1 protein-coding gene is annotated in these 1,312 nt (G+C 65.2%); it reads right to left on the reverse strand.

The window, feature by feature from the left end; genetic code table 11:
* Nucleotides 1–6 precede the first annotated feature (6 nt).
* On the reverse strand, nucleotides 7–1,290 hold the full coding sequence (tnpC, locus tag SMD10_RS25360; RefSeq protein ID WP_331688495.1) for an IS66 family transposase: 1,284 nt from the start codon (nucleotides 1,288–1,290) through the stop codon (nucleotides 7–9).
* Between the last annotated feature and the right edge of the window lie 22 nt (nucleotides 1,291–1,312).

The raw sequence follows: 1,312 nt of genomic DNA on the forward strand, positions 1-1,312 counted from the left end.
GCGCGTTCAGGCGCTGAGGGTGTGACGGATGGTCTGGAAAGGGTTGGCGCCGTTTCGCAGTCGAGCGGTATCGACGACGGTGCGGATGTCGGCCTCTCCTTGGGCGGCCCAGAGGGCGCGATATCCATTGGTGACCTTGCGCTGGATGACAGCGGGTCGGAGCGCGCGTTCGCAGGCATTGTTGGTCGCCTCGAGCGCTCCAGGCCAGTCGGCGAAGGTGAGAAGCTGATTTCTGGCGCGGCGGAATTTGTGCTGAATGTCGCGGGCAAAGGGACAATTCGTCGAAGCCGCCAGGATGTCGTCGAGACTTCGCTCGAGTGCCCGGCGCTTGGCGGCGATGGTCGAGGCGGCCATCGTCGTGATCGTTCCGGCCAGCGCGAAGGCTCGGTTCAACCAAAGCCGCAGCCGAAACGGCAAATCGTGTTCGCTCGCCTCCTCGGCATAGGCGACGTCGCGGGCGAGATGAGCCAAGCACGCCTGCCCGGCATCCGCATGGCCCTGCTGGGCCGAGTAGCGATCCGAGCACCACACTTTCGGCCGATGCCCGTCCATGGTCTCGCCAATGACGATTGCTCCGCGCGTCATGGCAGCGCGATGGACAACCGCGTCGGCAGAGCGGAACACCCATTGATAGGCGTTCGAGCCCTCGATCCTGACGCCGGTTTCGTCGGATGCCACGACACGGGCTTGCCGCAGGGCCGCGATGGCGTCGTCGCGTCCCGGCACGAAGCTTGTCTGCGCACGGCGCAGCATGTTCATCAAGCCACCTTGGCTGATCGACAGCCCGAAGAGATCGGCCAAAGCCCGCTGAAGCCGCTCGTAGGACAACCCCTGGAAGGTCTTCAGATAGGTCGCCACCGCATGCAGGCGCGGTCCGAACGGCGTGCCCTTGACGGTTCCCGGCATCGGCGCTGTGACGCGAGCGCCGCAGGCTGGGCAGACGACCGACAACCGCCGGTGCCGCTCGACGATGGGATGAGCCTCGGCGAGATCGACCGTCTCGTGTTCGCTCGCAGTCTCGGCGGACAAAGCCTCCGAAAGAGCAGCCCGACAGCACGGGCATTCGCAAGGCCGATGCTCAAAGAGACGATCAAAGCGATCGCTCATCACCCGCGCCTTGCCTTCGTGACCGGGCTTCGCGCCGCCCGGCTTGGACCTCTCACGCCGTTCCTTGCGATCCGTCGATGGCGGCTTCGACGACGTCCGCGACGTCTTCCCCGGCCGCTGCAACCGCAGCACCAGATCGATCAACTCGTCCTTCGAAAGCCGCTGCAAATCAGACCGCTCCATGCCGCCATGGATTCAGCGAATC

This window comes from Consotaella aegiceratis (assembly GCF_036541425.1).
Lineage (GTDB): Bacteria > Pseudomonadota > Alphaproteobacteria > Rhizobiales > Rhizobiaceae > Consotaella > Consotaella aegiceratis.

Coding starts and splice junctions, on each gene's coding strand:
- tnpC (WP_331688495.1), bottom strand. CDS start 1,290: ATGGAGCGGTCTGATTTGCAGCGGCTTTCGAAGGACGAGTTGATCGAT.